Here is a 24,523-nt window from a genome sequence, read left to right as displayed (position 1 = left end):
GGTCGGCGCCGCGGACGGAGCGTGACAGGATCGGATGCGTACGAAGAAGACTGCTCAAAGGGGAGCGACATGGCCACCAAGCCGCCCACAGGTGATCCGGTACAGGACGCGCCCCAGGTAGCGCCCCCTCAGCACGCGGCCGCCGGCCTGCCCGCCATCGGGCACACCCTGCGGATCGCGCAGGAGCAGATGGGCCTGGTCCGTACCGCCCGCACCCTCCTCAAGGTCAACCAGAAGAACGGCTTCGACTGCCCGGGCTGCGCCTGGCCCGAGGGCGACAAGCGGCACACCGCCGAGTTCTGCGAGAACGGCGCCAAGGCCGTCGCGGAGGAGGCCACCCTGCGCCGGGTCACCCCCGCGTTCTTCGCCGCGCACCCGCTGGCCGACCTGGAGACCCGCTCCGGCTACTGGCTGGGCCAGCAGGGCCGGATCACCCAGCCGATGTTCATGGAGGCCGGCGCCGACCGCTACGAGCCGGTCAGCTGGGAACGGGCCTTCGCGGTGATCGCCGAGGAGCTGCGCGCCCTGGACTCCCCCGACGAGGCCCTCTTCTACACCTCGGGCCGTACCAGCAACGAAGCGGCCTTCCTCTTCCAGCTGTTCGTCCGCGAGTTCGGCACCAACAACCTCCCCGACTGCTCGAACATGTGCCACGAGTCCTCGGGCTCCGCGCTGAACGAGACGATCGGCATCGGCAAGGGCAGCGTCTCCCTCGAAGACCTCCACCAGGCCGACCTGATCATCGTCGCCGGGCAGAACCCGGGCACCAACCACCCGCGCATGCTCGCCGCCCTGGAGAAGGCCAAGTCCGCCGGCGCGAAGATCATCTCGGTGAATCCGCTGCCCGAGGCCGGCATGGAGCGGTTCAAGAACCCGCAGACCCCCCTCGGCATGCTCAAGGGCACCGCCCTCAACGACCTGTTCCTCCAGATCCGCATCGGCGGCGACCAGGCCCTCTTCCGCCTCCTGAACAAACTGGTCATCGAGGCGGGCGGCGCCACCGACGAGGAGTTCATCCGCGAACACACCCACGGCTACGAGGAGTTCGCGGCCGCCGCCAAGGACACCGACTGGGACGAGACCCTCACCGCCACCGGCCTGACCCGCCCCGACATCGAGCGCGCCCTGGCCATGATCCTGGCCTCGAAGCGCACCATCGTCTGCTGGGCCATGGGCCTGACCCAGCACAAGCACTCCGTCGCCACCATCCGCGAGGTCGTCAACCTGCTGCTCCTGCGCGGCAACATCGGCCGCCCCGGCGCCGGCGTCTGCCCCGTCCGCGGCCACTCCAACGTGCAGGGCGACCGCACCATGGGGATCTTCGAACGCCCCGCGCCCGCCTTCCTCGACGCCCTCGACAAGGAATTCGGCATCACCTCGCCCCGCGAGCACGGCTTCGACGTGGTCCGCTCCATCCAGGCCCTGCGCGACGGCGAGGCCAAGGTCCTCTTCGCGATGGGCGGCAACTTCGTCGGCGCCACCCCCGACACCGAGGTCACCGAGGCCGCGATCCGCCGCGCCTGTCTGACCGTGCACGTCTCCACCAAGCTCAACCGCTCGCACGCGGTCACCGGCAAGCGCGCCCTGATCCTGCCCACCCTCGGCCGCACCGACAAGGACCTCCGGGCGAGCGCCCCCGGCAAAAAGGGCACGGCGCAGTTCGTGACCGTCGAGGACTCCATGGGCATGGTCCACTCCTCCCGCGGCAACCTCGCCCCCGCCTCCCCGCACCTGCTCTCCGAGCCCGCGATCGTGGCCCGCATGGCCCGCGCCGTCCTCGGCGAGGCCTCCGCGACCCCGTGGGAGGACTTCGAACACGACTACGCGGCCATCCGCGACCGGATCTCCCGCGTCGTCCCCGGCTTCGAGGACTTCAACGCCCGCGTCGCCCGCCCCGGCGGCTTCCAGCTCCCGCACGCCCCGCGCGACGAGCGCCGCTTCCCCACGAAGACCGGCAAGGCGAACTTCACCGCCGCCCCCGTGGAGTACCCGCACCTCCCGCCGGGGCGCCTGCTCCTGCAGACCCTGCGCAGCCACGACCAGTACAACACCACCATCTACGGCCTCGACGACCGCTACCGCGGGATCACCGGCGGCCGCCGCGTGGTCATGGTCAACCCCGAGGACGCCGCCGAGCTCGGGCTCGCCGACGGCTCGTACACCGACCTCGTCGGCGAGTGGCGCGACGGCGTTGAGCGGCGCGCCCCCGGCTTCCGCGTCGTCCACTACCCGACCGCCCGCGGCTGCGCCGCCGCCTACTACCCCGAGACCAACGTGCTGGTCCCCCTCGACTCCACGGCGGACACCAGCAATACACCGGCGAGCAAGTCCGTCGTCGTGCGCTTCGAGCCGGCCTGATAGAACGACCTGAGGACAAGATGGTTAACGAGCGTTGACGAACGGAGTCGGCCCATGGGCGAGCAGCAGCACGCGGTGAAGTTCCCTCAAGAGGTCCTCGACGAGTACACGGCCCTGGGCATCGACCTGCCCGCGCTGTTCTCGGCGGGCGACCTCGGCAAGCGGATGGACATCCGCATCCTGGAGGCCTCCGCCGAGCGCGTCGTCGCCACCATGCCCGTCGAGGGCAACACCCAGCCCTACGGACTCCTCCACGGCGGCGCCTCCGCCGTGCTCGCCGAGACCATCGGCTCCGTCGGCGCGATGATGCACGGCGGCATCACCAAGGTCGCCGTCGGCGTCGACCTGAACTGCACCCACCACCGCGGCGCCCGCTCCGGCCTGGTCACCGGCGTCGCGACCCCCGTGCACCGGGGCCGCTCCACCGCCACCTACGAGGTCGTCATCAGCGACGACCAGGACCGCCGGGTCTGCACGGCCCGCCTCACCTGCCTGCTGCGCGACGTGAACCCGCAACAGGACGGCAACAACTAACCGTTGCCCTCACAGCGGCGCCGGTCTAGCGTGCCCCGCATGGGATCCGGACCGGCGCCGCGGCGCGCCTCGGCCGCGGCGGTGACGGCAACGGCACTGCTGACCGCCGCACTGGTCGGCTGCTCCTCCGGCGCCCCCTCCGCGGCCACCTCCCCGGGAGCACCGGCCTCACCGGCGACCGCACCACCGGCCGAACCACCGGCCGAACCATCGGCCGAACCGGAGCCCGTCCCGCCCCAGCAGCTGTGCACCCGCCTGATCACCCACTGGGCCGGGGTGATCCTCGACGCCGGCGAGGGCCAGGACGCCGTCGGCCTCGACTACCAGTCCATGGGCCTGTCCGGCGGCCAGAACGAGATCCTGCGCGCCGTCCTCGCCGACGCCCGCACCGAGCAGGCCGCCAACGGCCCGGCCGCCGCCCGCGAGCTCACCGCCCGGGAGGCCGAGCGCCGCTGCGCCGAGCGCTACCGCTCCGGCGCCCCGACCGGCGGGCCCTGGCAGTGAGCGCCGGCATCGGCCCCGTCGAGCCCGGGGAGGGCACGGAGGCCCACGAGGGCCCGCGCCCCGCCCCCCGTACGCCCCCGGCCGTCCGCAGGGTCCGCGAGGCCTACGAGGGCCACCGGCGGGCCGTCCTGGCCCTCGGGGCCCTGACCTGCGCGTCCGCCGTGATCGCCGGTGGGGCCGCGCTGTACGCGGCCCGGCCGCGCCCCGCCCCGTACACGCCGCCCGCGCCCTCGCAGGTGTTCTCCCTCGCCTACGCCGGTCCGGCCGGGCAGGCCCCCTCCGGCACGGCCTTCACCTTCACCGTCCGTGTGCGCGCCGCGTCCGGTCCGGCCATCACTCTGGAGCGGCTGACGCAGCCCTCGCGGGCCCTGGAGGTCGAGGTCCAGCCACCACTTCCGGCCACTCTCGCCCCGGGCGAGGCCCGTGACCTCGCCGTACGGATTCGGGTCACAGACTGCGTGCATGTGGCACGGAATTCCGGACTCCCTTTTCTCGAAGTAACCCTAAGTAATGGGTTTGAGAAAGAGGATCACAGCTACATCCCCGGTGACCGTTATGCGACGGATCTCTCCACCGCCCTGACCAGGGCCTGTCCCGAAGATCGAGACGCGAGCACCCCTGCACCGTCATGACCAAAAGGGCCCAGAGTCCTGGCACGACAGTACTCAAACCACCCAACGGTCCTCACCAGTCTCAGCATGCGGACAAGACGAACCGGCCGGATTTCCCCCTTTCCACCCGCAGAGATCCGCTATGTATTACGCCGTGGCATAACAAGAGAGTCACATCATTGGCCTCAGCCCTCCATAACGTCCTAAGACCCGCTTAGAGTCACGGCCAGTCACCGCGACCAGCCGGATTCCTTCAGTTCGGTTCCCCGCGTTCGACACGGTGCGTCCCACGGGGGACGCAGTGCCAGGAAAGGACTGATCGTGCGTCAGCGTTCTCTCATTGCCGTGACCGCCGCGCTCGCCGCGGGCGCCCTCACCCTCACCGCCTGCGGATCGCGCGGAGAAAAGACCAACGACGCCGGCAGCGGCGACACCACGGTGGTCATCGGCGTCGACGCCCCGCTGACCGGCGACCTCTCCGCCCTCGGCCTCGGCATCAAGAACTCCGCCGACCTCGCCGCCAAGACGGCCAACGAGAAGAAGTACGTCAAGGGCGTCACCTTCAAGATCCAGGCCCTCGACGACCAGGCCCAGGCCTCGTCCGGCCAGCAGAACGCCACCAAGCTCGTCGCCGACAAGGACGTCCTCGGTGTCGTCGGACCGCTGAACTCCTCCGTCTCGGAGTCCATGCAGAAGGTCTTCGACGACGCCAAGCTCGCCCAGATCTCCCCGGCCAACACCAGCCCGTCCCTCTCCCAGGGACCGAAGTGGGCCACCGGCGAGAAGGTCCGCACCTACAAGAGCTACTTCCGCACCGCCACCACGGACGCCATCCAGGGCCCGTTCGCGGCGCAGTACCTCTTCAACAAGGCGGGCAAGAAGAAGGTCTTCCTGATCGACGACAAGAAGACCTACGGCGCGGGCCTCGCCGGCACCTTCAAGGGCGAGTTCACCAAGCTCGGCGGCCAGGTCGTCGGCGAAGGCCACATCGACCCGGAGAGCAAGGACTTCTCCGCGATCGTGACCGAGGTCAAGAGCTCCGGCGCCGACGTGGTCTACTACGGCGGCGAGTACCCGGCGGCCGGCCCGCTCAGCAAGCAGATCAAGGCCTCCGGCACCAAGATCCCGCTCGTCGGCGGTGACGGCATCTACGACAAGAAGTACGTCGAGCTCGCCGGCGCCGAGTCCGCGGGCGACCTCGCCACCTCGGTCGGCGCCCCGGTCGAGAGCCTGCCCTCCGCCAAGGACTTCGTCGCCAACTACACCAAGGCCGGATACAAGGAGCCCTTCGCCGCCTACGGCGGTTACTCCTACGACTCCGCCTGGGCGATCATCGAGGCCGTCAAGGCCGCCGTCGACGCCAACAACGGCAAGCTCCCCGCCGACGCCCGCGCCAAGGTCCTCGCCGCCGTCCAGGGCGTCTCCTTCGACGGAGTGACCGGCAAGGTCTCCTTCGACGAGTTCGGTGACGCCACCAACAAGCAGCTCACCGTCTACAAGGTCGAGGGCACCGAGTGGAAGTCCGTCGAATCCGGCACCCTCGCCGGCTGACCTCCACTGACCACCCGACCGACCCGTAGCCGGTAGTCCGCTCGAACGGCCGGCCACGGGAGCACCACCCACCTGCCGCGCGGGGCGCGCACAAAAAGCGCCCCGCGCGGAGTCACATCCGTCGAAAGACTCGGAGGACCTGCGGTGCACGAACTGCCGCAACAGCTGGTCAACGGCCTGCTACTGGGATCCATGTACGGGCTCGTCGCCATCGGCTACACGATGGTCTATGGCATCGTCCAGCTCATCAACTTCGCGCATGGCGAGATCTTCATGACCGGAGGATTCGGAGCGCTCACCGTCTGGCTGATGCTCCCCGGGGGCACCACCATGTGGATCGCCCTTCCGCTCATGATCATTGGCGCGATCATCGTCGCCACCCTCATCGCCGTCGGTGCCGAACGCTTCGCCTACCGACCCCTGCGCAGCGCTCCCCGCCTCGCCCCGCTCATCACCGCCATCGGCCTCTCCATCGCCCTCCAGCAGGCGGTATGGGCCTGGTACCCCGGAGCGGAATCCTCCCTGATCTTCCCCGAGATCCCCGGCGGACCCTTCCACCTCGGCAGCGTCACCATCCAGACCGGCGACGTCTTCCTCCTGATCGCAGCCCCCATATCCATGGCCTTCCTCGGCTTCTTCGTCAAGAAGACCCGCACCGGCCGCGGCATGCAGGCGACCGCCCAGGACCCCGACACCGCCAAGCTCATGGGCATCAACACCGACCGCATCATCACCACCGCGTTCGCGCTCGGAGCCGTCTTCGCCGCCATCGGAGCCGTCGCCTACGGCCTCAAGTACGGCGAAGTCCAGTTCAAGATGGGCTTCCTCCTCGGCCTCAAGGCCTTCACCGCCGCCGTCCTCGGAGGCATCGGCAACATCTACGGCGCCATGGTCGGCGGCCTCGTCCTCGGCCTCGCCGAAACCCTGACCACCGTCTACGTAGCCGACATCCCCGGCTTCGAACAGCTCGGCGGCCAGTCCTGGGGTAACACCTGGGCGTTCGTACTTCTCATCCTCGTGCTCCTCTTCCGGCCACAAGGCCTGCTGGGCCAGCGCGTGGCGGACAGGGTGTGACCTCCATGACGAACATCTCCGCGGACACCGCGACCCCCGTGAAGACCACCACCGCACCGGCCAAGGGACTCATCCCCCTCCCCGAGAAGACGGCCCGCGCCCTCGCCACCGCCGGCGGCGCACTCACCGCCGTCTCCGCGTTCCTCGCCTGGACCTGGAGCACCGACTTCCCCGGGGACCTCACCTACTACGGCTCCCCCGCCGGCCTCCAGTGGCTCGTCCTCATCGGCGGCGCACTCACAGCCCTCTTCGGCCTCGCCTCCTACGGCACCAAGGGCCTGGGCTGGCTCACCCCCGCCGGCGCCGACGCAGCGATCAAACTCTCCGCCCTCGCCGCGTTCGCCACCACCTGGTACACCGTCGTCTCGATCGTCCTCGAACTCGGACTCCTCGTAGACCTCGAACCCGGAGCCGGCATCGCCGCCCTGGTCAGCCTCCTCGCCGTCATCGGCGCCTTCGGACTCCCCTTCGAACGCCCCGCGCTCGAAGGCCCCGACCCCGACGACACCAGCTTCGAGAAGTTCAAGCACGAAGCCGGCAACCGCTGGACGACCTTCAAGGCCGCCTTCGCCTCCGGCCCCGTCAAGCCCGCCCGCACCCTCCCGGCCTGGGCCGAGATCCTCCTGATCGCCGCCGTCCTCGGCCTCGCGCTCACCGTCTTCACCTACGGCATCACCACCGCGTACCAGGAACTCTTCGTCGGCTTCCTGCTCACCGCCTCATTCGGTGCCGCAGCGCTCAACAAAGCGGGCCTCTTCGCCCGCGTCACCGCCCTCACCACCCGCCACCGCAACGTCGCCCTCGTCGGCGCCTTCGCCGCCGCGGCCGCCTTCCCCCTCACCCAGACCGACGACCAGTACGCGAACCTCGGCGTCAACATCCTGATCTTCGCCACCGTCGCACTCGGCCTGAACATCGTCGTCGGCCTCACCGGCCTCCTCGACCTCGGCTACGTCGCCTTCCTCGGCGTCGGCGCCTACACCGCGGCCCTGGTCTCCGGCTCCCCCAACTCCCCCTTCGGCGTGCACTTCCCCTTCTGGGCCGCAATCCTGCTCGGCGCCGCCGCCTCCATGGTCTTCGGCGTCCTCATCGGAGCACCCACCCTGCGCCTGCGCGGCGACTACCTCGCCATCGTGACGCTCGGCTTCGGTGAGATCTTCCGCATCTCCATGAACAACCTCGACGGCACCTCCGGCCCCGACATCACGAACGGGCCCAACGGCATCGCGGGCATCCCGAACGTCAACCTCTTCGGATTCGACTTCGGCGCCACACATACCATCGCCGGATTCACCATCGGCCGCTTCGCCAACTACTTCCTGCTGATGCTGCTGATCACCCTCATCGTGATCCTCGTCTTCCGCCGCAGCGCGGAATCCCGCATCGGCCGCGCCTGGGTCGCCATCCGCGAGGACGAGACCGCCGCCGAAGCCATGGGCATCAACGGCTTCCGCGTCAAACTCATCGCCTTCGCCCTCGGCGCCACCCTCGCCGGCCTCGCCGGAGCCGTCCAGGCACACGTCAGCTACACGGTCACCCCCGACCAGTACACCTTCGCCAACGCCGTGCCCCCGAACTCCGCGTTCCTGCTCGCCGCGGTCGTCCTCGGCGGCATGGGCACCATCGCCGGACCCCTCGTCGGCGGATCACTGCTCTTCCTGATCCCCAACAAGCTCCAGTTCCTCGGCGAATACCAGCTCCTCGTCTTCGGCTTCGCCCTCATCGTCCTGATGCGCCTGCGCCCCGAAGGCATCATCCCCAACCGGCGCAACCAGCTCGAACTCCACGAGGACATGGAAGCGCCCACGGTCCTCGGCAAGGCAGGGGTCTGAACCCATGACGACCACCACCACCGACACGCCCCCCGCCACCACGGCGGAGACCGTCCTCGACGCACGCGGCGTCACGATGCGCTTCGGCGGCCTCACCGCCGTCAAGAACGTCGACCTCACCGTGCGCAGCGGCGAGATCGTCGGCCTCATCGGCCCCAACGGCGCCGGCAAGACCACCTTCTTCAACTGCCTCACCGGCCTCTACATCCCCACCGAGGGTGAAGTCCGGTACAAGGACACGGTCCTGCCGCCCAAGTCGTACAAGGTCACCGCGGCCGGCGTCGCCCGTACCTTCCAGAACATCCGTCTCTTCAACAACATGACGGTCCTGGAAAACGTCCTCGTCGGACGCCACACCCGCACCAAGGTCGGCCTCTGGGCCTCCCTCCTGCGCCTCCCCAGCTTCGGCCGGGAAGAAGCAGCGAGCCGCGAGAAGGCCATGGAACTCCTCGAGTTCATCGGCCTCGCCCACAAGGCCGAACACCTCGCCCGCAACCTCCCCTACGGAGAGCAGCGCAAGCTCGAAATCGCCCGCGCGCTCGCCAGCGACCCCGGCCTCATCCTCCTGGACGAGCCCACCGCCGGCATGAACCCGCAGGAGACCCGCGCCACCGAAGAGCTCATCTTCGCCATCCGGGACCAGGGCATCGCCGTCCTCGTCATCGAGCACGACATGCGCTTCATCTTCAACCTCTGCGACCGCGTGGCCTGCCTCGTCCAGGGCGAAAAGCTCATCGAAGGCACCGCCGCCGAAGTCCAGGGCGACGAGCGCGTCATCGCCGCCTACCTCGGCGAACCCTTCGAAGGCGCCCCCGGCGCCGAAGAACTCGCCGAAGTCGAAGCAGCCGAAGCACACAGCGAAGCCGCACACGAAGAGGCTGCACAGGACGAGGCGACGGACAGCACGACCAGCACGGACGGAGAAGACCGGTGACCGCACTCCTCGAGGTCGAGGACCTCCGCGTCGCCTACGGCAAGATCGAAGCCGTCAAGGGCATCTCGTTCAGCGTCGACGCCGGCCAGATCGTCACCCTCATCGGCACCAACGGCGCCGGCAAGACGACGACCCTGCGCACCCTCTCGGGCCTGATCAAACCGCGCGGCGGCCAGATCAAGTTCCAGGGCAAGTCCCTCAAGAAGATCCCCGCGCACGACATCGTCGCGCTCGGACTCGCCCACTCCCCCGAGGGGCGGCACATCTTCCCGCGCATGACCATCGAGGACAACCTCCTCCTGGGCGCCTTCCTCCGCAAGGACAAGGACGGCATCCAGAAGGACGTCCAGCGCGCCTACGACCTCTTCCCGATCCTGGGAGAGCGCCGCAAGCAGGCCGCCGGCACCCTCTCGGGCGGCGAGCAGCAGATGCTCGCCATGGGCCGCGCGCTCATGTCCCGCCCGAAGCTGCTCATGCTCGACGAGCCCTCGATGGGCCTCTCGCCGATCATGATGCAGAAGATCATGGCGACCATCGCCGAGCTCAAGTCACAGGGCACCACCATCCTGCTGGTCGAGCAGAACGCCCAGGCGGCGCTCTCCCTGGCCGACCGGGGCCACGTGATGGAGATCGGCAAGGTCGTCCTGTCGGGCCCGGGCCGCGAGCTCCTGGTCAACGAGGACGTCCGCAAGGCGTACCTCGGCGAGGACTAAGCCCCTCTCATACGAGTGAGGCCCGCCTCCGGATCCTGGATCCGGAGGCGGGCCTCACTCGTTCCCTACTACGTCTTACTCGCCCTTGCCCGCGGCGGCCTTCTTCTCCTCGGCGTCCTCGATGACGGCCTCGGCGACCTGCTGCATGGACATCCGGCGGTCCATGGAGGTCTTCTGGATCCACCGGAAGGCGGCCGGCTCGGAGAGCCCGTACTGCGTCTGCAGGATGCTCTTGGCGCGGTCCACGAGCTTGCGCGTCTCCAGACGGAGGGAGAGGTCGGCGACCTCCTTCTCCAGCGCACGGAGCTCGGCGAAGCGCGACACGGCCATCTCGATGGCGGGGACGACATCGCTCTTGCTGAAGGGCTTGACGAGGTACGCCATGGCCCCGGCGTCCCGCGCCCGCTCGACGAGATCGCGCTGCGAGAAGGCGGTGAGCATCAGCACGGGGGCGATGGACTCCTCCGAGATCTTCTCGGCGGCGGAGATCCCGTCCAGCACGGGCATCTTCACATCAAGGATCACCAGGTCGGGACGGTGCTCCCGGGCCAGCTCGACGGCGGTCTGTCCGTCTCCGGCCTCACCGACGACGGAGTAGCCCTCCTCTTCGAGCATCTCCTTGAGGTCGAGACGGATGAGCGCCTCGTCCTCGGCGATGACGACGCGCGTCGTCAGCGGCGGAACGTGCGACTGGTCGGCGTCGGGCGTGGGCGTCGACTCGTGCTCGGCGGTCACGGGGGCTCCTTGGTGCAAGGCGATTCAGCTCCCCCGAGCCTACCTAGCTCCTGTATGTTTGTGACACGGAGGGTATTAGGTATCCTTCGTTTCGAAGGGGCCCCGGTAGCCCAGCGGTAGAGGCAATGGATTCAAAACCCATTCAGCGTCGGTTCGAATCCGACTCGGGGTACTTCTCCTTCATTTCCAAGGTCGCCAAGCGATTTTACGATCTTCACTCGTCACAGTGAACGCAGCTTCGAATTGCGACCAACTGGACGAACAGCGACGAAGCTCGCAAGTGTGGAGCACAATCCTTCGATACGCGAAGAAGCAGTCCTGCTGATGCGCCGGGGCGTGACCAATCGAGTGGTCGCCGAGCACCTGGGTATACCGCGCGGCACCATCGGCTGGTGGCGGTCCGAGGACCGAAGACACCGCGGTGAGGCGTACGTCCGCCCGACCGACTGCCCGAGATGCACCTGCCGCGAAGTCGACCAGCCCGCGTACGCCTATCTCCTGGGGCTCTACCTCGGCGACGGCCACATCGTCTCGAAGTACAAACAGCACCACCTGTCCGTCTTCTGCGACGCCTCCTGGCCCGGCCTCATCGACGCCGCCGAAGCAGCGATGCACCTCGTCATGCCCTTGCCCAAGGTGGGACGAGTCCAGCGGCAGGGCTGCGTGGAGGTCAAGTCGTACACCCACCACTGGACCTGCCTGTTCCCTCAGCACGGGCCCGGCAAGAAGCACGACCGCCGCATCGTCCTCGAGGACTGGCAGCAGGCCATCGTGGACGCCCACCCGTGGGAGTTCGTCCGGGGGCTGATCCACTCCGACGGGTGCCGGGTCACCAACTGGACCGTCCGCAACGGCAAGCGCTACGAGTACCCGCGGTACTTCTTCACCAACAAGTCCGACGACATCCGGAAGCTCTGCACGGACACCCTGGCGAAGGTCAGCGTCCAGTGGACGATCCTGGCCCGGGGCTGCGACCCCTTCAACGTGTCCATCGCCCGCAAGGCGTCCGTCGCGCTGATGGACGAGCACATCGGGCCGAAGTACTAGCCCGGCAGGTCACCGCTGCCGCCCAGGTTGGCGACCATGCGGCGCAGGCCGTCGATGGTCGCCGCGTAGGCGACATCGTCCACACCCTCCCGCATCTGCGCGTGCACCTTCGCGTTGCGGTCGTGCGCACGGGCCCGGCCGGCCTCGCCCTGTTCCGTGAGGGTCAGCGCGCCGTCCGTCTCCGTGAGCCAGCCCCGGGCCGCCAGGTCGTCGTAGAGGGCGTCGAAGTCGGTGTCCTGGTCGTCGTACGGGGCGAGCTTCTCCGTGAGGGCCGCTCGCTTCCAGTGGGCCGGGGAGGCGGCCACGTGGTTGAGGGTCCACCAGTGGGGCTGGGTGAGGTTCTCCTCGGCGAGGGCGGCGCGGAGGCCGCCTATGGCGAGGTTGGCGGCCTCGCGGGCCCAGTAGCCGATGGGCTGGGCCGCGAGCTGGTCCTGTGAGTACGTGTTGATCGTCGTCATGCCGGGAGGCTATGACCTCAAGTCAGCTTGAGGTCAAGGCCCGTGAGGCCGTGCAGGACGGTCCTCACGTGGGCTTCGGCGTCTGCCGGGTCGAGGGGTGCGTGGGCGATGAGGAGGCGGTACCAGAACGGGCCGAAGACCAGGTCGACCGCGTGGTCGAGGTCCGTGGCGGCGGGGAGTTCCTCGCGGGTGACGGCCCTGGTCAGCAGGGTGGCGACGACCTCGCGGCGGGTGGCGACCCAGGCGCGGAAGGGTTCGGCGAAGGCGGGGTCGAGCTGGGCTTCGGCCATGAGGCCGGTGAGGGCTTTCGCGCGGACGGGGTCGCGGCCGATGCGGTAGAGGTCGGTGACGAAGGCGGTGAGGTCGCCGGTGAGGGTGCCGGTGTCGGGCTCGGGGACGCGGGCGGCGGTTTCGTGGGCGTAGGCGTCCATGACGAGGGCGGGCTTGGACTTCCACCAGCGGTAGACGGTGCTCTTGGCGACGTTGGCGCGTTTGGCGACGCCTTCGATGGTGAGGGCGCCGTAGCCGTTCTCGACGAGGAGTGCGGCGGTGGCTTCGAGGACGGAGTGGTGGGCGTCTTCGTTGCGGAGGCGGCCGCCGGTGCGGGGCGGGGTGCTCGACGAGTTGCTCGAAGGAGTGATTGACACGGCTTCACGATAGCCCTAGCGTTTTATCGAAACGCGGCGTAGCGTTTCGATTGAAGGATCGACCGAGGGATACGAGGGGCGGAGCCATGGGCAAGATCGTGATCGCGCACGGGTACGGGATGAGCGCCGGGGAGCACTGGTACACGGCGACGGGTGAGGAGTTCGCTGCGGAGGGGCACGAGGTGCGGATCCCTAATTTCCCCGAGCCGTTCGCTCCGGAGGCCGATGTGTGGCTGAAGGGGCTGCGGGAGGAGACGGTGGGTGCGCCGGCCGGTGAGACGGTGCTGGTGGGTCACAGTCTGGGCGGGGTGAATGTGCTGCGGCTGCTGCAGGAGCACGACACGGAGGCCGAGGGGGCGTTCGCGGGGGTGGTGTTCGTGGCGTCGATGTCCGGCGAGGTGGGGTATGACGCGTTGGCGCCGTTCTTCTCGCCGGAGTTCGACTGGCAGCGGATCCGCAAGGCTGCGCGGGAGTTCCGTGTGCTGCACGCGGCGGATGACCCGGTGACCGGGGAGGCGACGGGTGAGCACGTGTTGCGGTTCGTGCGGGAGCTGGGCGCCGAGGCGCGGGTGACCGCGTCGGGCGGGCACTTCCCTAGTACGGGTGAGAGCCGGTTGGTGTTGCCCGACGCGGTGCGTCTTATACGTGAGGTGCTGTAGCCGCTTGCGGGCGGTGTCAGCGGACTGCGTCGCCGATGTGGTGGATGCGGACGAGGTTGGTGGATCCGCTGACGCCGGGGGGTGAGCCGGCGGTGATGACGACGACGTCGCCGGGTACGCAGCGTCCGATGCGCAGGAGTTCTTCTTCGACCTGGGCGACCATGGCGTCGGTGGAGTCGACGTGGGGGCCGAGGAAGGTTTCGACGCCCCAGGTGAGGTTGAGCTGGGAGCGGGTGGCGGGGTCGGGGGTGAAGGCGAGGAGGGGGATGGGTGAGCGGTAGCGGGAGAGTCGGCGGACGGTGTCTCCGCTCTGGGTGAAGGCGACGAGGAATTTCGCGCCGAGGAAGTCGCCCATTTCGGCGGCGGCGCGGGCGACTGCTCCGCCTTGGGTGCGGGGCTTGTTGCGGTCGGTGAGTGGGGGGAGGCCCTTGGCGAGGATGTCTTCTTCGGCGGCTTCGACGATGCGGGCCATGGTGCGGACGGTTTCGATGGCGTATTTGCCGACGCTGGTTTCGCCGGAGAGCATGACGGCGTCGGTGCCGTCGATGACGGCGTTGGCGACGTCGGAGGCTTCGGCGCGGGTGGGCCGGGAGTTGTCGATCATCGAGTCGAGCATTTGGGTGGCGACGATGACGGGCTTGGCGTTGCGCTTGGCGAGCTTGACGGCGCGCTTCTGGACGATCGGGACCTGTTCGAGGGGCATTTCGACGCCGAGGTCTCCGCGGGCGACCATGATGCCGTCGAAGGCGGCGACGATGTCGTCGATGTTTTCGACTGCCTGGGGCTTTTCGACCTTGGCGATGACGGGGAGGCGTCGGCCTTCTTCGTCCATGATGCGGTGGACGTCTTCGATGTCGCTTCCGCTGCGGACGAAGGAGAGGGCGATGATGTCGGCGCCGATGCGCAGGGCCCAGCGGAGGTCTTCGATGTCTTTTTCGGAGAGGGCGGGTACGGAGACTGCGACGCCGGGGAGGTTGAGTCCCTTGTTGTCGGAGACCATGCCGCCTTCGATGACGCGGGTGTGGACGCGGGGGCCGTCGACGGCGGTGACTTCGAGGGTGACGCGGCCGTCGTCGACGAGGATGCGTTCGCCGGTGGTGACGTCGGCGGCGAGGCCCTTGTAGGTGGTGCCGCAGGTGTGGCGGTCGCCTTCGTGGTCTTCGACGGTGATGGTGAATTCGTCGCCGCGTTCAAGGAGTACGGGGCCTTCGCGGAAGCGGCCCAGGCGGATCTTCGGGCCTTGAAGGTCCGCGAGGATGCCGACGCTGCGGCCGGTTTCGTCGGCAGCCTTGCGGACGCGCTGGTAGCGGTCCTCGTGTTCGGCGTAGGTGCCGTGGCTGAGGTTGAAGCGGGCGATGTCCATTCCGGCTTCGACCAGGGCTTTGATCTGGTCGTATGAGTCGGTGGCGGGGCCCAGGGTACATACGATTTTCGCTCGGCGCATGAGGCGAGCGTATGCCCCTACCAGGGAGTAGGAAATTGGTTCCGGGTGTCCACTCAACAACCTTTGAGCAAAAGGTTGTTGACAATTGTTGAATGTGCATGGGGGTGCTCTGATGAGCACCCCCGGGGCGCCGATCGTGCAGGTTTTCAGAGCTGGGGAGGGGTCATTGTGAAGCGTGCGTTCACCTGCGCGTAGACGGTCTGGCGCTGGGGTTCGAGGTCGAGGGCGGGGGCGCCTGTGTCTTCGGCGGCGCTGAAGGCCATGGTGCGCATGCCGCCGCCGGCTGCCTGGAAGGGGGCGGGTGCGTTCTCGGCTCCGAGGTCGGCGAGTTCGACGAGGGCGGCGAGGTTGGCTCCGAGGGCGGCGGCGTATTCGCGGGCGCGCTGGACGGCTTCGAGTACGGCTTGGCGGCGGGCTTCGCCGTGGGCGGGTGAGGTGGGGCGCAGGGCCCACCAGGGTCCGTCGACTTGGGTGAGTTCGAGGTCGGCGAGGCGGGTGGTGAGTTCGCCGAGGGTGGTGAAGTCGTTGAGTTCGGCGGTGAGGTGGACGCGTCCGTGGTAGGCGCGGATGCGTTCGCCGCGGCCGTGGCGGGTGAGTTCGGGGGTGATGGAGAAGGCGCCGGTTTCGAGTTTTTCGACGGGGTCTCCGTAGCTTTTGACGAGGTCGAGGACGGCGTTGTTGCGGCGGGTGAGGTCTTCGAGGGCGGTGCGCCGGTCGGTGCCGCGGGCGCTGACGGTGATGCCGATGCGGGCGATTTCGGGGTCGACTTCGAGGGTGGCTTCGCCGCGGACTGCGACGCGGGGGACTTCGGGGGTTCCGTAGGGCTGGTGCGATGCGTCGTGGGTCATGGATTCACTCTCGCACTGCTGCTCGTACGGGGGTGGTCATCGGATCGAAACCTGGTGGGGGTGTTGCGTCTTGTTACTGCTGGGTCAGAATCTACGCGCGTTGCCTGTCCGTACACACGCACCTCACAAGGGGAGATGGCATGGCGTTTGACCGTAGGACATTTCTGGGCACTTCGGCTGCGACGGGTGCGGCTGTGGCGTTGGCGGGGGCCACGAGCACCCCGGCCGCTGCGGCTGACGCGGTGGTCGGCGGCGCTTCCGGCGCGCGGCCGAGGACGTACGCGTTCACGGTGATGGGGACGACGGACCTGCACGGGAACGTCTTCAACTGGGATTACTTCACGGACAAGGAGTTCGACGACAAGGCGCACAACGACGTCGGTCTGGCGAAGATCTCCACGCTGGTGAACCAGGTGCGGGCGGAGAAGGGGCGGCGCAACACGCTGCTGATCGATGCCGGGGACACCATTCAGGGGACGCAGCTTTCGTACTACTACGCGAAGGTGGATCCGATCACCGCGCGGCGCGGTCCGGTTCATCCGATGGCGCAGGCGATGAACGCGATCGGTTATGACTCGGCGGCGCTGGGGAACCACGAGTTCAATTACGGCATTCCGGTGCTGCGGAAGTTCGAGGAGCAGTGCGAGTTCCCGCTGCTGGGGGCGAACGCGCTGGATGCGAAGACGCTGCGGCCGGCGTTCCCGCCGTACAGCATGCACCGGTTGCGTACTCCGCACGGGCGGGACGTGAAGGTCGCGGTGCTGGGTCTGACGAATCCGGGGATCGCGATCTGGGACAAGGCCAACGTGCAGGGGAAGATGACGTTCCCCGGTCTTGAGGAGCAGGCGGCGAAGTACGTGCCGCGGCTGCGGTCGCTGGGTGCGGATGTGGTGATCGTGTCGGCGCATTCGGGTTCGAGTGGTACGTCGAGTTACGGGGATCAGTTGCCGTACGTCGAGAACGCGGCGGGTCTGGTGGCGGAGCAGGTGCCGGGGATCGACGCGATCCTGGTGGGGCACGCGCATACGGAGATCCCGGAGTACCGGGTGCGGAACAGGGCGACGGGCAAGGACGTGGTGTTGTCCGAGCCGCTGAAGTGGGGGCAGCGGCTGACGCTGTTCGACTTCGAGCTGACGTGGGCGAAGGGCTGCTGGTCGGTGTCGAAGGTGTCGGCCCGGGTGCTGAATTCGAATGCGGCGGTGGAGGACCCGGAGATAGTGGGGCTGCTGTCGGACGAGCACCGCAAGGTCGTGGCGTATGTGAACCAGGTGATCGGTACGTCGACGCAGGCGATGTCCTCGGTGGACGGTCCGGTCAAGGACGTGGCGATCATCGACCTGATCAATCACGTGCAGGCGGAGACGGTCAAGGGTGCGCTGGCGGGTACGGAGTGGGGGGCGCTGCCGGTGCTGTCGCAGGCTTCGTGCTTCTCGCGGACGGCGGCGATTCCGGCCGGGCAGGTGACGATCAGGGATGCGGCGGGTCTGTATCCGTTCGAGAACACGCTGGAGGCGCGGCTGCTGACGGGTGCGCAGGTCAGGGATTATCTGGAGTATTCGGCGAAGTACTACGTGCGGACGGCGCCCGGTGAGGTGGTGGATCCGGCGAAGCTGACGAACGCGGAGGGTACGCCGGACTACAACTACGACGCCGTGTACGGGTTGACGTACGACATCGATGTTTCCGAGCCGGTGGGTTCGCGGATCTCGGGGCTGTCGTTCCAGGGGGAGCCGGTGGATCCGGCGGCGCAGTTCGTGCTGGCGGTGAACAACTACCGGGCTTCGGGTGGCGGGAACTTCCCGCACGTGCCGCAGTCGAAGCAGTTGTGGGCGAACTCGGATGAAATACGCAACACGATCATCCAGTGGGTGAAGGCGAAGGGGACGGTGGACCCGGCGCAGTTCGCGTCCGTGGACTGGCGGCTGACCCGAGCCGGGACACCGGTCTTCTAAAGCGGCGGTCTTCTAAACGTTTCTCCTTACGGGTGCTCGACCAGTGGGAGTAGTTCGCCGGCGGGTTGGGGCCGGGTGTGCTCCCGCTGTTGGAGGCCGAAGGTGGTGAAGGCCGTGCGGGTGGGCTGGGGGTAGGGCTCTTTGCCCGTCAGGGTGTTCAGGATGGCGGCGCTGCGCCAGGCGGCGAGGCCGAGGTCGGGGGCTCCGACGCCGTGGGTGTGGCGTTCGCCGTTCTGGACGAAGACGCTGCCGGTGACGGTGGGGTCGGTGATCATCCGGTAGCGGTCGTCGATGCGGGGGCGGCCGGAGGAGTCCTTGCGCAGGTAGGGGTCGAGTCCGGCGAGGAGGCGGGCGAGGGGGCGTTCGCGGTAGCCGGTGGCGAGGACGACGGCGTCGGTGGTGAGGCGGGAGCGGGTGCCCTGGTCGACGTGTTCGAGGTGGAGTTCGACCTTGGTGGTGGCGACGCGGCCGGCGGTGCGGACGCTGACTCCGGGGGTGAGGACGGCGTCGGGCCAGCCTCCGTCGAGGGTGCGGCGGTAGAGCTCCTCGTGGATGGCGGCGATGGTGGCTGCGTCGATGCCCTTGTGGAGTTGCCATTGGGCGGGGACGAGGCGGTCGCGTACCGGTTCGGGGAGGGAGTGGAAGTAGCGGGTGTAGTCGGGGGTGAAGTGTTCCAGGCCGAGCTTGGAGTACTCCATGGGGGCGAAGGAGGGGGTGCGGGCGAGCCAGGTGAGGCGTTCGCGGCCGGCGGGGCGGGAGCGGAGCAGGTCGAGGAAGACCTCGGCTCCGGACTGGCCCGATCCGATGACGGTGACGTGGTCGGCGCCGAGGATGCGCTGGCGGTTGTCGAGGTACTCGGAGGAGTGGATCACCGGGACGGTGGGGGCTTCGGCGAGGGGGCGCAGCGGTTCGGGGACGTAGGGGGCGGTGCCGATGCCGAGGGCGAGGTTGCGGGTGTAGGTGCGGCCGAGGGCTTCGGCTTCTCCGTCGGCGTCGACTTGGGTGAAGTCGACTTCGAAGAGGTCGCGTTCGGGGTTCCAGCGGACGGCGTCGACTTGGTGGCCGAAGTGGAGTCCGGGCAGGCGGCCGGCGACCCAGCGGCAGTAGGCGTCGTATTCGGCGCGCTGGATGTGGAAGCTCTCGGCGAAGTAGAAGGGGAAGAGGCGTTCCTTGTGCTTGAGGTAGCTGAGGAATGACCAGGGGCTGGTGGGGTCGGCGAGGGTGACGAGGTCGGCGAGGAAGGGGACTTGGAGGGTGGCTCCGTCGATGAGGAGTCCTGGGTGCCAGCGGAAGTCGCGGCGCTGGTCGTAGAAGGCGGTGGCGAGTTCTCCGGCGCCTTGTTGGGGCAGGCCGTGGGCGAGGGCCGCGAGGGAGAGGTTGAAGGGGCCGATGCCGATTCCGACGAGGTCGTGGGGTGCATCGAGCTGGGCGGTCATCGGTGGGTGCTGCCTTCCAGGAGGTTCACGAGGGCGTCCAGGTCCCCCGCCGTGGTGTGGGGGTTGAGCAGGGTGGCCTTGAGCCAGAGGCGGCCGTCGGCGGTGGCCCGGCCCAGTACGGCGGTGCCGCCCTGGAGGAGGGTGCGGCGCAGGGTGGCGAGTGCGGTGTCGTCGGCGTGGGTGGGCCGGAACAGGACGGTGCTGATGGTGGGCGCCGCGTGGAGTTCGAAGGCGGGGTGTGCTTCGAGGAGTCGGGCGAGCTGGTCGGCGCGGGCGCAGGTGCGGTCGATGAGGTGGGTGAGGCCGTCTCGGCCGAGGGAGCGCAGGGTGGCGGCGATCTTGAGGGCGTCTGCGCGGCGGGTGGTGCGCAGGGAGCGGCCGAGGAGGTCGGGGAGGCCGGCTTGGGTGTCGTCGGGGGCGTTGAGGTAGTCGGCCTGGTGGGTGAGGGGGGCGAGCAGGGTGGTGTCGGGGACGGTGAGGAGTCCGGCGGCGATGGGTTGCCAGCCGAGTTTGTGGAGGTCGATGGTGATCGACCGGGCGCGGTGCAGGCCGGCGAGTTTGGGGCGGTGGCGGGGGCTGAGGTGGAGGAGGCCGCCGTAGGCGGCGTCGATGTGGAGGTCGGCGCCGTGTTGGTCGCAGAGGTCGGCGAGGGCGTCGAGGGGGTCGATGAGTCCTGCGTCGGTGGTGCCTGCGGTGGCGGTGACGAGGACGGGGCCGGTGGTGGTGGCGAGGGCCTGGGCGAGGGTGGCGGGGGTGAGGGTTCCGGTGGGGGTGGGGAGGCTGCGGGCGGGGGGTAGGCCGAGGAGCCAGGCGGCGCGCGGGATGGAGTGGTGGGCGTTGGCGCCGTGCAGGACGGTGAGGTGGGGGCCGTGGCGTTCGCGGGCGAGGAGGAGGGCGAGGTGGTTGGCTTCGGTGCCGCCGGTGGTGAGGACGGCGTCGGGGTGGGGGGTGTCGTGGAATTCCGCGGCGAGCGTGCGGGTGAGGAGGGCTTCGAGGGCGGAGGCGGCGGGGGCCTGGTCCCAGGAGTCGAGGGAGGCGTTGAGGGCGCTGGCGGCGAGGTCGGCGGCGGCCGCGACGGCGAGGGGTGGGCAGTGCAGGTGGGCTGCGCACAGGGGGTCGGCGGGGTCGGCGGCGCCGGCGGTGAGGGTGTGGACGAGGGTCCGTAGTGCTTCGTGGTCGCCGTGTCCGTGGTCGGGGAACACTTCGCCGAGTGCGGCGGTGACGCGGGCGGTGACGGCCTCGGGTCCGCCGGCCGGGAGCGGTCCGCCGCGGGCGCGGGCTCCGGTGCGCAGGGCGTCGAGGACGGTGGCGAGGAGGGGTTGCAGGGCGTCGGGGCCGTGGGGTCCGCCGGCGAGCGGGGCGGTGCCGCGTCTGCCTGTGCCGGGGGGCGCTGTCATGCGGTTGTCCTCACGGGAACGGTTCGGCGGCGGGTGGTGCCGCTGTGCTGGGTCGGTGACCCGGGGGTACAACGATCCGACCCGAATGGGGTAACCGCCCGGGTTTATGGGTGGTTGATTTCAAGCCGTCTGCGGTGGTGCGCGCGCCGGCGGAGGGGTCGGGGGATGTGGTCGCCGTTGCTCACCACGCCGTTCAGCCTCGTGTGGCTGCGCGTGGGGCTTCTACGCTGCGGCGCTGCCGATCGGCGCGTCGGCCACGCCGCGGCGTTCTGGGCGACGGTCCGGGTGCCGGCCGGGCCGTGGGCGCGTACAGGGGCCAACAGGCCTGAGGGGCCCCGGGGCGGCGGCCCCGGACGGCCCCGGCGGGGGCAGACCGGGCTGGGCGGCGGAGCGCGGCCAGACGGGGCGGGCCGGGCCGGGCGCGGCGCCGCCGGCTGGGCGCGGCCGAGCGCGCCCAGCGGGGCGGGGCAGGCGGTGCGGAGCACGGCCGGGCGGGCGCGGCGAGGGCGGCTGGGGAGGGCGCGGTCGGGCCCGGGCGGGGGCGGCCCCGGGCGAAATCAGGCCGGGCACCGGCGGGTGGGGCGCCGGGTGGGGAGGGGGTTTGGCCCCGGACCCTCGTGGGGGCCGGGGGGCGGGGGGCTGGGGTTAGGGGTGGGCGCGTAGGGCTCGGGTGAGGTCGTCGAGGTGGTCTACGAGTTTGCGGTGGAGGAGCGGGGTGATGTCGGGGGCGGTCAGGGCTTCGTGGCCGGCCTCGAGGTTGGCTTCGGTGATTTCGTGTCCGGGGAGGGCCCAGCGGCCGGCGGCGTCGGCGATGGCGGGGCCGCGGCGGGCTGCGAGGGTGACGGCCTCGGAGTAGGCGCGGGGTACGTAGTCCCGTAGCAGGTCGGCCTGTTCGGGCTGCCAGAAGCCTTGGGCGGTGGCGGTGAAGAGGTAGTTGGAGAGGGAGTCGTCGTGGAAGAGGCGCTCCCAGGCGGCGGCCTTGGCCTCGGCCGTCGGGAGGGCGGCCCGGCAGCGGGCGGCGCCTTCGCGGCCGGTGGCGCTGGGGTCGGCGGCGAGGGCTTCGTCGATCTCGGTTTCGCCGGCCGCGCCGAGGACGGACAGGCGGGCCAGGATGCGCCAGCGCAGTTCGGGGTCGAGGTCGGGGCCGCCGGGGACGGTGCCGTCGGCGAGCCAGCCGGCGATGGTGTCGGGCTGGGTGGCGCTGTCGACGAGGGTGCGGACGGCGACGAGCCGCAGGCCGGGGTCGGAGCCGTCCTCGGTGCGCCGCAGCAGGTCGCGGGCGATGGCGGTGAGGGTGGTGAGTGCGTCGCCCCGGCGGTCGGGGGTGACGTAGCGGTCGGCGATCTGGGTGCGGGTGAAGGTGAGGACGCCCTGGACGATCGCGAGGTCGGACTCGTCGGGGATGTGCGCTTCGGCGGTCGCCAGGTAGTCGGCGGCGGCCAGTTCGCCGTCGCGGACCATGTCGCGCAGGGAGTTCCAGACGACGGCGCGGGTGAGCGGGTCGGGGATGCGGGAGATGCCGCGCAGGGCGGTTTCGAGGGAGGTTTCGTCGAGGCGGACCTTGGCGTAGGTGAGGTCGCCGTCGTTGAGGACGAGGAGGGCGGGGCGCGGGCCGCTCACGGAGAGGACCTCGTCGGAGGGGACGTCGAGGGCGAGGACCTCGCGGGGTTCGATGGCGCGGTCCGGGGCGCGGTCGTAGAGGCCGACGGCGATGTGGTGGGGGCGGTTGCCGGTGCGGTCGACGGTGAGGGTCCAGCCTCCGTGGCTCTCTTCGAGGCGGGGGGTGAGGGTGTCGACGCCGGTGGTGCGCAGCCAGGTCTCGGCCCAGGTGTGGACGTCGCGGTCGGTGTGGGCGGCGAGGGAGTCCACGAAGTCGGCGAGGGAGGCGTTGGCGAACTTGTGGCGGGCGAAGTGGGTGTTGATGCCGGCCAGGAAATCCTTCTCGCCGAGCCAGGCGACGAGTTGGCGCAGGGCGGAGGCGCCCTTGGCGTAGGAGATGCCGTCGAAGTTGAGGAGGGCTGAGGCGGTGTCGGGGACGGAGGCGGCGTCGGGGGCGACGGGGTGGGTGGAGGGGCGCTGGTCGGCGTCGTAGCCCCAGGGTTTGCGTTCCATGGCGAATCCGGTCCAGGTCTCGGTGAAGCGGGTGGCTTCGATGAGGGTCTGGTAGCCCATGAACTCGGCGAAGGATTCGTTCAGCCAGATGTCGTCCCACCAGCTGAGGGTGACGAGGTCGCCGAACCACATGTGGGCCATCTCGTGCGCGATGGTCACGGCGCGGCGCTGGCGTTCGGCGTCGGTGACGGCGGAGCGGAAGACGTAGTCGTCGCGGAAGGTGACCAGTCCCGGGTTCTCCATGGCGCCGGCGTTGAACTCGGGTACGAAGGCCTGGTCGTAGGAGTCGAAGGGGTAGGGCTCGGTGAACTTCTCGTGGAAGCGGTCGTAGCAGGCGGTGGTGAGGTCGAGGATCTCCTGCGCGTCGGCGTCGAGGTGGGGGGCGAGGGAGCGGCGGCAGTGGATGCCGAAGGGGAGGCCGGCGTGTTCGGTGCGGACGCTGTGCCAGGGGCCTGCGGCGACGGCGGCGAGGTAGGTGGAGATGACGGGTGTGGGGGCCGATGTCCAGATGCCGGCCTCGGCGGCGGAGCCGTCGCCCGGGCCGTCGCCCGAGCCGCCGCCGCTGTCGCTGTCGCTGTCGCTGTGGCCGAGGCGTTCGCCGATGCGGGTGGTGATGCCGTTGGCGAGGACGGTCCAGTGCGCGGGGGCGGTGACGGTGAACTCGAACACGGCCTTGAGGTCGGGCTGGTCGAAGGCCGGGAAGACGCGCTGGACGTCGTCGAGGAACATCTGGGTGTAGACGTACGTCTCGCCGTCCGCGGGGTCGGTGAAGCGGTGCAGGCCTTCGCCGGTGCGGGAGTAGCGCATGCGGGCGGCGATGCGGAGCTCGTGGGGGCCCTCGGTGAGGCCGGTGAGGGGGAGGCGGCCGTCGGTGAGGGCGGCCGGGTCCAGGGGGTGTCCGTCGAGGGCGGCGGAGCGCAGTTCGTCCGGCTTCAACTCGACGAAGGTGTCGCCGGCGGCGCGGGCGGTGAACCGGATGACGGTGCTGGACTCGAAGGTCTCGTCGCCGGTGGTGAGGTCGAGGGCGACCTCGTAGTGCCGGACGTCGAGGAGCCGGGCTCGGAGCTGCGCTTCGTTGCGCGTCAGTGCGGACATGGGGCCCATGCTGCCGGATGGCGGCGCCGGGCCCCAGCTCCTATCGCTCGCCTACGCCTGCGCCTGCGCCGTCGCCCTGGCCCTCACCGTCGCCGTCGCCGTCGCCTGCGGCGATCGTCTCGTGGTGGCGGATGACCTCGGCGATGATGAAGTTGAGGAGCTTCTCGGCGAAGGCGGGGTCGAGTTTGGCGTTCTCCGCGAGCTGGCGCAGCCGGGCGATCTGGCTGGCCTCGCGGCCCGGGTCGGCCGGGGGCAGCTGGTGGCGGGCCTTGAGGTGGCCGACCTGCTGCGTGCACTTGAACCGCTCGGCGAGCATGTGGACCACGGCCGCGTCGATGTTGTCGATGCTGTCCCTGAGCCGGGCCAGCTCGGCGGTGACGTTCTCGTCGATGTCCCTGGTGTTCATGGTCACCGAGAATACGTGGCGCGCGTCGTCGGTTCTTCGGCCGATCGACCACTGAGACGGCGGGCGGTGCGGTGGCTCCTGGAGCTCGGGACGACGGGCCCTAGATGATTGATTCCAAGGGGTAGCTGTACGGACGCGAGGGTGCCCACTCTCAGTTTGTGACGACCGAGATAGAC

21 protein-coding genes and 1 tRNA gene are annotated in these 24,523 nt (G+C 69.5%); 13 read left to right on the top strand and 9 right to left on the bottom strand.

Annotated features, from left to right (window positions below; translation table 11 throughout):
* Window positions 1–69 precede the first annotated feature (69 nt).
* The 9 genes from MTF69_RS25980 (at window position 70) to MTF69_RS25940 (ending at window position 10,111) form a co-directional block, all read left to right on the top strand.
* A complete protein-coding gene (locus tag MTF69_RS25980) occupies window positions 70–2,358 on the top strand; it encodes an FdhF/YdeP family oxidoreductase (protein ID WP_243338274.1) in 2,289 nt (762 codons plus the stop codon).
* Window positions 2,359–2,412: 54 nt separating this feature from the next.
* Window positions 2,413–2,892 (top strand): PaaI family thioesterase, encoded by a 480-nt coding sequence (locus tag MTF69_RS25975; RefSeq protein WP_243338272.1) that lies wholly within the window; start codon window positions 2,413–2,415, stop codon window positions 2,890–2,892.
* 39 nt (window positions 2,893–2,931) lie between these two features.
* Window positions 2,932–3,396, top strand: coding sequence for a hypothetical protein (locus MTF69_RS25970; RefSeq protein WP_243338270.1), 465 nt, complete (start codon window positions 2,932–2,934; stop codon window positions 3,394–3,396).
* The gene (locus MTF69_RS25965) at window positions 3,393–4,028 is read left to right on the top strand and encodes a Tat pathway signal sequence domain protein (protein WP_243338263.1); all 636 of its coding nucleotides are present in this window, start codon (window positions 3,393–3,395) and stop codon (window positions 4,026–4,028) included. The genes MTF69_RS25970 and MTF69_RS25965 overlap by 4 nt, the downstream gene beginning before the upstream one ends.
* Before the next feature lie 300 nt (window positions 4,029–4,328).
* The gene (locus MTF69_RS25960) at window positions 4,329–5,558 is read left to right on the top strand and encodes a branched-chain amino acid ABC transporter substrate-binding protein (protein ID WP_243338261.1); all 1,230 of its coding nucleotides are present in this window, start codon (window positions 4,329–4,331) and stop codon (window positions 5,556–5,558) included.
* Window positions 5,559–5,702: 144 nt separating this feature from the next.
* Window positions 5,703–6,632: a branched-chain amino acid ABC transporter permease gene (locus MTF69_RS25955; protein ID WP_243338259.1), complete on the top strand. Its 930-nt coding sequence runs from the start codon at window positions 5,703–5,705 to the stop codon at window positions 6,630–6,632.
* On the top strand, window positions 6,629–8,464 hold the full coding sequence (locus tag MTF69_RS25950; RefSeq protein ID WP_374323817.1) for a branched-chain amino acid ABC transporter permease: 1,836 nt from the start codon (window positions 6,629–6,631) through the stop codon (window positions 8,462–8,464). Before MTF69_RS25955 ends, MTF69_RS25950 begins: the two co-directional genes overlap by 4 nt.
* 4 nt (window positions 8,465–8,468) lie before the next feature.
* Window positions 8,469–9,398: an ABC transporter ATP-binding protein gene (locus tag MTF69_RS25945; RefSeq protein ID WP_243338255.1), complete on the top strand. Its 930-nt coding sequence runs from the start codon at window positions 8,469–8,471 to the stop codon at window positions 9,396–9,398.
* Window positions 9,395–10,111: an ABC transporter ATP-binding protein gene (locus MTF69_RS25940; protein ID WP_243338252.1), complete on the top strand. Its 717-nt coding sequence runs from the start codon at window positions 9,395–9,397 to the stop codon at window positions 10,109–10,111. The genes MTF69_RS25945 and MTF69_RS25940 overlap by 4 nt, the downstream gene beginning before the upstream one ends.
* Window positions 10,112–10,186: 75 nt before the next feature.
* Here MTF69_RS25940 and MTF69_RS25935 read toward each other — a convergent pair whose 3' ends face one another.
* A complete protein-coding gene (locus tag MTF69_RS25935) occupies window positions 10,187–10,846 on the bottom strand; it encodes an ANTAR domain-containing response regulator (protein WP_243338251.1) in 660 nt (219 codons plus the stop codon).
* Between the two features lie 99 nt (window positions 10,847–10,945).
* Here MTF69_RS25935 and MTF69_RS25930 point away from each other — a divergent pair.
* Window positions 10,946–11,018: transfer RNA gene (locus tag MTF69_RS25930), tRNA-Leu, on the top strand.
* A 152-nt stretch (window positions 11,019–11,170) separates the two neighbouring features.
* The gene (locus MTF69_RS25925) at window positions 11,171–11,893 is read left to right on the top strand and encodes a helix-turn-helix domain-containing protein (RefSeq protein WP_243338582.1); all 723 of its coding nucleotides are present in this window, start codon (window positions 11,171–11,173) and stop codon (window positions 11,891–11,893) included.
* Here MTF69_RS25925 and MTF69_RS25920 read toward each other — a convergent pair.
* Window positions 11,890–12,351 (bottom strand): MarR family transcriptional regulator, encoded by a 462-nt coding sequence (locus MTF69_RS25920; protein ID WP_243338249.1) that lies wholly within the window; start codon window positions 12,349–12,351, stop codon window positions 11,890–11,892. The two genes, MTF69_RS25925 and MTF69_RS25920, sit on opposite strands and share 4 nt — an antisense overlap.
* Before the next feature lie 17 nt (window positions 12,352–12,368).
* A complete protein-coding gene (locus tag MTF69_RS25915) occupies window positions 12,369–12,998 on the bottom strand; it encodes a TetR/AcrR family transcriptional regulator (RefSeq protein WP_243338248.1) in 630 nt (209 codons plus the stop codon).
* Window positions 12,999–13,084: 86 nt separating this feature from the next.
* Here MTF69_RS25915 and MTF69_RS25910 point away from each other — a divergent pair, with 86 nt between their 5' ends.
* Window positions 13,085–13,657, top strand: a complete 573-nt coding sequence (locus tag MTF69_RS25910; RefSeq protein WP_243338246.1) for an alpha/beta hydrolase — start codon at window positions 13,085–13,087, stop codon at window positions 13,655–13,657.
* A gap of 16 nt (window positions 13,658–13,673) precedes the next feature.
* On the opposite strand, the gene pyk is transcribed toward MTF69_RS25910, so the two are convergent.
* A complete protein-coding gene (pyk, locus tag MTF69_RS25905; RefSeq protein WP_243338244.1) occupies window positions 13,674–15,101 on the bottom strand; it encodes a pyruvate kinase in 1,428 nt (475 codons plus the stop codon).
* A gap of 146 nt (window positions 15,102–15,247) precedes the next feature.
* On the bottom strand, window positions 15,248–15,949 hold the full coding sequence (locus MTF69_RS25900; protein WP_243338242.1) for an SIMPL domain-containing protein: 702 nt from the start codon (window positions 15,947–15,949) through the stop codon (window positions 15,248–15,250).
* 140 nt (window positions 15,950–16,089) lie between these two features.
* Here MTF69_RS25900 and MTF69_RS25895 point away from each other — a divergent pair, with 140 nt between their 5' ends.
* On the top strand, window positions 16,090–17,901 hold the full coding sequence (locus MTF69_RS25895; protein ID WP_243338238.1) for a bifunctional UDP-sugar hydrolase/5'-nucleotidase: 1,812 nt from the start codon (window positions 16,090–16,092) through the stop codon (window positions 17,899–17,901).
* 26 nt (window positions 17,902–17,927) lie between these two features.
* Here MTF69_RS25895 and MTF69_RS25890 read toward each other — a convergent pair whose 3' ends face one another.
* The 4 genes from MTF69_RS25890 to MTF69_RS25875 form a co-directional block, all read right to left on the bottom strand.
* Window positions 17,928–19,337, bottom strand: a complete 1,410-nt coding sequence (locus tag MTF69_RS25890) for a lysine N(6)-hydroxylase/L-ornithine N(5)-oxygenase family protein (protein WP_243338236.1) — start codon at window positions 19,335–19,337, stop codon at window positions 17,928–17,930.
* Window positions 19,334–20,734 (bottom strand): aminotransferase class V-fold PLP-dependent enzyme, encoded by a 1,401-nt coding sequence (locus MTF69_RS25885; protein WP_243338234.1) that lies wholly within the window; start codon window positions 20,732–20,734, stop codon window positions 19,334–19,336. The genes MTF69_RS25890 and MTF69_RS25885 overlap by 4 nt, the downstream gene beginning before the upstream one ends.
* Window positions 20,735–21,379: 645 nt before the next feature.
* Entirely contained in the window at window positions 21,380–23,950 is a 2,571-nt protein-coding gene (gene pepN, locus MTF69_RS25880; RefSeq protein WP_243338231.1) for an aminopeptidase N, read from the bottom strand.
* 31 nt (window positions 23,951–23,981) lie between these two features.
* On the bottom strand, window positions 23,982–24,347 hold the full coding sequence (locus MTF69_RS25875; RefSeq protein WP_243338229.1) for a chorismate mutase: 366 nt from the start codon (window positions 24,345–24,347) through the stop codon (window positions 23,982–23,984).
* Between the last annotated feature and the right edge of the window lie 176 nt (window positions 24,348–24,523).

Source organism: Streptomyces sp. AP-93 (assembly GCF_022808175.1).
In the GTDB taxonomy this organism is placed as follows: domain Bacteria; phylum Actinomycetota; class Actinomycetes; order Streptomycetales; family Streptomycetaceae; genus Streptomyces.
Note: the sequence above shows the minus strand (reverse complement) of the source record. Positions and strands in the feature narration are given on the sequence as shown.